Here is a 7,214-nt window from a genome sequence, read left to right as displayed (position 1 = left end):
TTACTCAGCTAAACAGTCTGATAGCCACTATTCCTTATGATCATTGGAATGCCGGCACGGAGTCCATTTTCAATGTAATTATATACTTAACATTTAAATTGACGGGCGTGGACGTTTATACGGAAGTACATAGCGCAAAAGGCAGATCTGATGTACTCGTCAAGACGGAACGGTTTATTTATGCATTGGAGTTAAAACTGGACGGGACTGCGGAAGAAGCCCTGCAGCAGATCAAAGACAGGGGTTATCTGCAGCCCTATGCAGCAGATAACAGGAAGAAACTGGCCGTAGGCATTACTTTCTCATCTGAAAAACGGGAGGTCAGTCAATACCAGGTAGCGGAGTGTTAATGACAAGCGGCGCGTGCTGTTAGGGGATAAAAATATTGCTACCTGCTAAGTTCGTGGAATAAGCGCTAAATCAGCCCAGGCGGCCATCCAGCCATACTTAACTGCCATTTTTACCGTTTTTGCCCTTTTTTTAGGTGTAAGAAATAACAATTATTGTGAGTCAATGGAGATTGGTCTTATCTTTAAAGTGACGATATTGGATGGGTTTTGTTTTTTTTCTGGACTGGCCTGGCCGGCACCTCTAAATAAGATTTAGCCAATAATTACCGCCTTTAGCCCTTATGGTTTTTGTCGGAGTCTTTAGTGGCATCCTGTTTTGAGCGGGGGGCGCCGGAGCGGCTGAGTTGTTTATTAGAGCCTTTCAGGTCCAGGTGCCATATTTTTTCAGCCCTGCGGCCTATCAGCCAGAAAGAAACGGCCAGCGCGATAAAGAAAACCGCTTTAGGCGTGCCTTCCCAAAAATACTCAAAACAACGGGTGTAGATATTTAAGAATAAAAAGGCAATGCCAAAACTTCGTAATTGTAACTGCTGCTTCTGGCTGCCCCAGTAGGTGGCCGCCGCCGCCCAACCTGTGGACAGTAAGGCCCAGGGCCAGTAATGCCACTGCTGTGTTTTGGACCAGATGTCAAAGTTAGCGGTATTGCCAAAGACGGAGCTTGTCCAAAGTGCGGTGAAAAGCAGCAGCAGGCTATAGAAATGGCTGATCGGGTAAAAACCTTTCCACCAGGAGAATTTTCTTGTTTGCCAGAAAACGGTGAGTAGGACCGCGCCTATCAGGATATAGCGCACCGGGAAGTTCATACCAAGAAAGTAAGCTTTCCAATGGACGGAAACGCCGGTCAGAACCCCTAGCCAAACGGTAAAAGAAATCAGGGTAAATAACCAGAGTAAGGCATTTTTTAGTTTCAGGCTAAGTCCCAGATACAGTAGGGTAGCGACCAGAAAAACGGTGATATAATAAATATCGCCCGTGCCGGTCATGGCGGCAAGATTGGCCGCCGTAAAGGCGGTAAAGGTAGCGCCCAGTAAGATAAAGCCTTCATTGGTAAATATTCTGGAAGGCTGGGCTTGTTTATTTTTTTCGCCGAAATAAAAGAATACGAAACCGATAACAGCGCATATAACGGCCAGAATAAAATTAGGCGCATTGTAAATCCTATCCACCATGGATTGAAAGAACCGGATCAGTGCCCGGTCCGCAAAGGTAGCCACCACGCCCGCCACGCCTAAAAGGATCGCTATGATAAAGCAATACCGGGCCATCATCTTCCAGTCAAAACTCCGGACCGTATAGCTTTGTTTAAGCTCCCTGGCCTGCTCGGGTGTGATTTTGCCGGAGTTCTCCCACTGTGTCAGTACCTTATGGAGTATTTCTGCCTGGGGGCGGTTTAATTGCATAACAAGGATTTAGGTGAATCGTATTTTACCTGCAAAAGAAGGCCTAGTTAATCTCTTCTTCGTCAAGCACGAGCACATTACGGTTAAAGCTCTCTTCCAGAGATATCAGCGTCTCCGTCCTTTCAATGCCTTTGATATTTTGCAATTCATCATGCAGGACATGTTTTAACTGCCGGATATCCTTGCAGACAATTTCGGCGAACATACTGTAAGTGCCGGTTGTATAATTTAACCGGACAATCTCCGGGATCTTTTTTAATTCTGTTGCAACATCTTCATACATAGAGCTTTTTTCCAGATAGATGCCGACAAAAGTGATGACGTCAAAACCAAGGGCCTTGGTATTGATATTCAGCCGGGAGCCGGTGACAATACCATATTCCTGTAACTTCTTTATCCTTACATGAATAGTGCCACCTGAAACAAATAGCTTTTTACCCAGGTCGGCATAAGAGATTTCTGCATTCTCCATCATGACCTGGATAATCTGATAATCCAATTTGTCTAAATTTAATTTTTGGCTCATATTTCTCCCTGTTTTAATTATTAATCAAATATAATAATTAATTTTTAAATATAATCTAATATTTTAAAAAAAAGTTTGAATAATTTGTAATAAACATACCCCGGGCCTATCTTTGCACTATCAAAGGATGAAAACGGGAATATCCCGGGACATTCACAGATCTTAAACATTGTGGGGTGATGAAACTTTTCGGCAGACATGCCCTCTCGTCTCGAGGGTGAGGATCACAGGATAAACTGAGTATAGAGCACCCGCAAGGGAGACCGGGGTTGACCACCGGATTTTGTACTTAAGCCAACTGCCTCGTGTAGGTTCGACTCCTACCCCTACAGCAAGCTTTAAAAACTTACCTTAAAGGCAGCTATACAGATGTTATATACATCCGTTATAGCTGCCTTTTTGTTTAAATAAATGTGCCAAATCCTTGGTTTAGATAAAGATGCAGCGGGATCCGATAGATCCCTGCTGCTGAAAGAAGGTAATTGCTTAAAGCCGTTCTCTTTACAGACCTCCGGAATTAGGGTGAAATGTGTATGGAGCAAATAACGATGAAGAGTAATTTATGTAAAGACGGCATTTTTGAACAATAGCCTAGATCTTGGGTAGCCTTATTCACTGCGAAGACTGTCCACGGGATTTGCTACAGCCGCTTTAAGCGTCTGATAGCCGACCGTGAAAAAGGCGATAATCACGGACACACAGCCGGCGATTAAAAAGACCCACCAATGTATCTGGATTCTATAGGCGTATCCTCCCAGCCATTTTTGCATCAGATAAAAACAAAGGGGCGTTGCAATGACGATGGAAATAAAAATAAGTTGCGCAAATTCCTTCAACAGGATCTTTAGGATGGACCCGACCCTTGCTCCCAGGATTTTGCGGATACCGATTTCTTTTGTCCGTTGGTTTGCGGCAAAGATAATCAAGCCTAGTAACCCCAAGCAGGAAATGAAAATGGCGATAAAAGAAAAATAACCGGATAATTTACTTAGGAGCTGCTCTTTCTGGTACATCTTATTGAAATCGTCATCTGAAAATGTATAAGTAAATTCAGCGCCACCCGTTATGTTTTTGTATAATTTTTCCAGGCTGGTTAACACGACCTTTGTTTTGGAAGGCTCAACCCTGATCAAAATATTACCCCAGTCTTTGTTCTCGCCGTAATAAAAAATAATTGGGTTAATCGGATCATGGAGGGAAGAAAAATGAAAATTTTTCAAAACGCCAATAATGCTACCCTGGTGGCCCCAGAAATTCAGCGGCTGACCTACTGCCTGGTCTAATCCCATCACCTTTTGAGCGGCCTCATTAATTAAATAACCAACGGTGTCCGAAGGGTATGCCTTTGAAAAATCCCTTCCTGCTTTCAGATGAAGTTTGAGGGTTTTTACAAAATCATAACCGATGGCAGCATTATTGAACATAATCTTATCATTTGGATTTTTCCCGGGCCAGCTTACACCAAAGGTTAGACTACCTACAGAGGTGGGGTTTTCGCCCATTTTTGAAAGCGACTGGACACCATTGATTTGCAGAGCCTTATTTTTAAAAGCTTCATATTTGCTGGCGATATTGGAGGTTACGGGCAATTCAATGAGGTTATTGCGGTCAAATCCTAAATCCAAATGATGAATATAATGAATTTGTTGAAAGATGATCACCGTACCGGCTATCAGCAAATTAGCCAGGACAAATTGAAAAACGACCAACCCTTTTCTAAATATCAGTGAGTTTTTATTCACCGATAATGTTTTCTGTAAAAAGACTATGGGTTTGAAAGAAGTGGTCATAATGGCCGGATACAGGCCTGCAGCCAAGGAGGTGAGAAGTACTAAAAGAATTAATTTTGCCCAGAATATCGGATCCTTTCCAGGGATATAGCTGTGGCTGTGCGTTAACTGATTAAACCCTGGCAGCGCCGCCGCTACGGCAAATAGGGCAATCAGGGTGGCTAGCAGGGTTACTATAAATGCTTCAGTCAGATAATTCCAGATCAGGGAACGCCGGCTTGCTCCGATAATTTTTCTCACCGCGGTAGATTTGGCACGAGTAACGGCCCTGGCTGTGGAAAGATTGACAAAATTGATGCTGGCGATAATCATGATAAAAAGTGCAATGAGCCTAAACAGACGCACATACTGGATTTTACCCCCGGAAATTTGCCCGTTTTCAAATTTGTCATGTAAATAACTATCCCCATACCTTTGCAAGCCCAGCGTTATACGATAGTGGTTGTCCGGTTTAACATAGGTATCTACAAAATGTTTTATCTTTTTTGCCGTTAATTTGGGGTCTGCGCTTTTTTTAAGCATAACCAACGTATTGGTCCCTACATTTCCCCAATCTTTAGCCCAGGTATTCTCTTCCAGAAATGTGGGCCAATTTATAATACAGTCGAATCTTTGCGAGGCTTCTGGAGGCTGGTTTTTAAATACGGCCGTAATTTTTAAATCTTTTTTCCCGTCATAACTGATGATTTGCCCGATGGCTTTGTTGGGATCTGAGAATAAGGCTTTGGCCATGCTCTCAGAGATACATATGCTTTTGGGGGAATTCAATGTCTTATTGGGATCTCCGGCCAGCAGTGGGTAACTTAAAATTTTTAAATAATTGCTGTCGGCAAAGATGGTCTCAAATTGATATTGCCTTGCATTGACTTTAAAAATGGCTCTGTCCGGTTCATCTTTTAGCCATGCCACATTAGAAGCCTCCTTAATTTCCGGAATTTTTTCTTTCAGCGGTGCAGCCAGTATGCCCTGAGTCCGATAACTGGAATTAATATCACCCTCCACATGCAAATTCTCGTAAATGATATAGATGTCCTTGCCATTGTTATGAAAATTATCGATACTTTTTTGTTCCCGGATCCAAAGCAGGATCATTAAACTGCAAAACAAGGCGAGGCTAAGCCCTGCCAAATTGAGTAAGGAAAATGTCCGATCTTTTTTCAGGCTCCGGAAAGCCGTTTTGAGGTTATTATTTTCCATGGACCATAATGTTAATTATGGGGCTCTAGAAATAATGCCAAAAATTATTTACCTGTAATATAGGTAAATAGATATTGAATTTATTTATTTCGTGTTCGAATGTGATACAGTTACTGTCCGGTTATGATAGTGTAAAGCTCTTGCATTTGCAATATCTTTTTCTTTTTGCGTATCTGAAACCAAATCCGGCTAATGCTGCTTTACGTTTTTAAAGCGACATAACTCTTGCGTTGCTGATCTCTTAACGGATGGCCAGTCTTCGAGCCATTTTACAGTTCAAAGAGGAACAACCGCAAATCCTGCTTATATAGAGAAACATTAAGGACGGCGGCCGTTACCGGGTCGCCAGTTTTCTGACCATTTTACGGTTCAGGGTGGAACAATAGATAAATCCTGCCAGTACAATGACCGTTGTAAAGCTAAACATATATTCTATACCAAAGGATTCAATCAGACCGCCTATCAGGGGACCGGTAATGCCCAGGGAGATATCAATAAACAGACCGTAAGCGGCCAGTGCCGCTCCGCTGCGGTCAGACGTAAATAATTTGACCGCCTCAACGCCCAGAGAAGGGAACATCAGCGAAAAGCCAAAGCCGGTGACGGCAGCCCCTACAAGGGCGAATCCCGGCTGGGTAAATAAAGCCAGTATAAGGAGCCCGATGGTCTCGCAGGCCAGGCAGGCCATGGCTACCTTGATGCCGCCATAGTCATTAATCGCATTGGAAAAGAACATCCTGCCTATGATAAACAAAAAGCTGAATACGCTGAGGCAAAGTGCGGCATGGTCCCAGTGAAAATGATCGTAATAAAGCGTAATGAAATTAGAGATGGTTCCAAAGCCAAGACCTGCCAGCATCAGACAGATACCATAAGGCGCGACTTTTATCAGGACCGTCATAAATGAAATCGGATCCTTTTGGGTCTGGTCAGACACGGGGGCGATCATATTGGGTTTTTTGGTGGCCAGAAAATAACCAAACAGCCCCAGCAAAATGGTTAATACACCGATCGCGCCGATATGAATATGCTGGTTTATAAAAACGCCCAGGGTCGCACCCAGTGCGATTCCTCCGTACGAGGCGATACCGTTATAGGAAATAACCGTCGCGGTTTGCTTTTCTCCTGCCGCCAGCATGGCCCAGGTAATAGGTGAGGCGCCGATAAAGCCTTCTGCGCACCCCGTGATCAGTCTAGCGATAATCAGTACGAAAAGACTTAAAAAGGCATGTGCGCTGGTTAAATAAGTGATGTACAATAGCACGCCGCTCAGGGCCATGCAGCCCATACTGATATAGACAGAGAGCTTGGGACCGTGTTTATCAATCAGGGTACCGGACCAGCCTCTGGTCAGAAAAGTCGTGACATATTGCAGGCTGATGACGATCCCTGCCATCATCGCAGAATAGCCTAAGTGCTTGGTGATGAAAATAGGCAGCACTGCAAGGGGTAATCCGATACACAGATAACCAAAGAATGTAAAGAGTACATAACTGGCGATCGTGATTTTTAAAGAAAGGTTCAAAGAACCAGACTTAGATAAACGAGACATTTTAATTTGTTTTGCGCCGCAAAGTTAGCATAAATAAACAGGCTCGCCGCATAGTGAACAGTCGTTATTACGGTTTTAAGGCAATCTTTAGACTAAAATACAGTTCTTTGTGAAAGTTTGCTAATATCTGCACAGCGCAGGATAATATCTGCCACCTTTTTCGTTCAGGGCAGAAAGCCGTAAATGGCTTAGATAAAATCTAAGGATTCCGGAAAGTGAAGCGGTGTATTTTATTGTATTTAATAAAATTGATTATTATTTAGATATTATCTAAACTTTTAAAATATTTATTAGAAAATTATGAACAAAAGAATTCTTTTTCTATCTTTGCACTATCAACGGATGAAAACAGCAGATGGCTGGCAGCATTCAAAGATCTTAAACATTGTGGGGTGATGA

General features: G+C 43.0%; 5 protein-coding genes. 1 reads left to right on the top strand and 4 read right to left on the bottom strand.

What is annotated here, in order from left to right:
* The coding region (locus BLU80_RS17345) for a PD-(D/E)XK nuclease domain-containing protein (protein ID WP_170831278.1) at positions 1-350 on the top strand (350 nt) is incomplete at its 5' end.
* Between the two features lie 272 nt (positions 351-622).
* On the opposite strand, the gene BLU80_RS17340 is transcribed toward BLU80_RS17345, so the two are convergent.
* The 4 genes from BLU80_RS17340 to BLU80_RS17325 form a co-directional block, all read right to left on the bottom strand.
* Positions 623-1,750 (bottom strand): hypothetical protein, encoded by a 1,128-nt coding sequence (locus BLU80_RS17340; RefSeq protein ID WP_091400979.1) that lies wholly within the window; start codon positions 1,748-1,750, stop codon positions 623-625.
* 43 nt (positions 1,751-1,793) lie between these two features.
* Positions 1,794-2,276: an Lrp/AsnC ligand binding domain-containing protein gene (locus tag BLU80_RS17335; protein WP_091400978.1), complete on the bottom strand. Its 483-nt coding sequence runs from the start codon at positions 2,274-2,276 to the stop codon at positions 1,794-1,796.
* A gap of 608 nt (positions 2,277-2,884) precedes the next feature.
* Complete coding sequence (locus BLU80_RS17330; protein ID WP_091400976.1) at positions 2,885-5,263, bottom strand: ABC transporter permease; 2,379 nt, start codon at positions 5,261-5,263, stop codon at positions 2,885-2,887.
* 334 nt (positions 5,264-5,597) lie between these two features.
* Positions 5,598-6,815, bottom strand: a complete 1,218-nt coding sequence (locus tag BLU80_RS17325; protein ID WP_091400974.1) for an MFS transporter — start codon at positions 6,813-6,815, stop codon at positions 5,598-5,600.
* Positions 6,816-7,214: the final 399 nt, after the last annotated feature.

It is taken from the genome of Arachidicoccus rhizosphaerae, from assembly GCF_900107765.1.
Taxonomy (GTDB): Bacteria; Bacteroidota; Bacteroidia; order Chitinophagales; family Chitinophagaceae; genus Arachidicoccus; species Arachidicoccus rhizosphaerae.
This window is presented reverse-complemented; position numbering and strand designations above follow the sequence as displayed.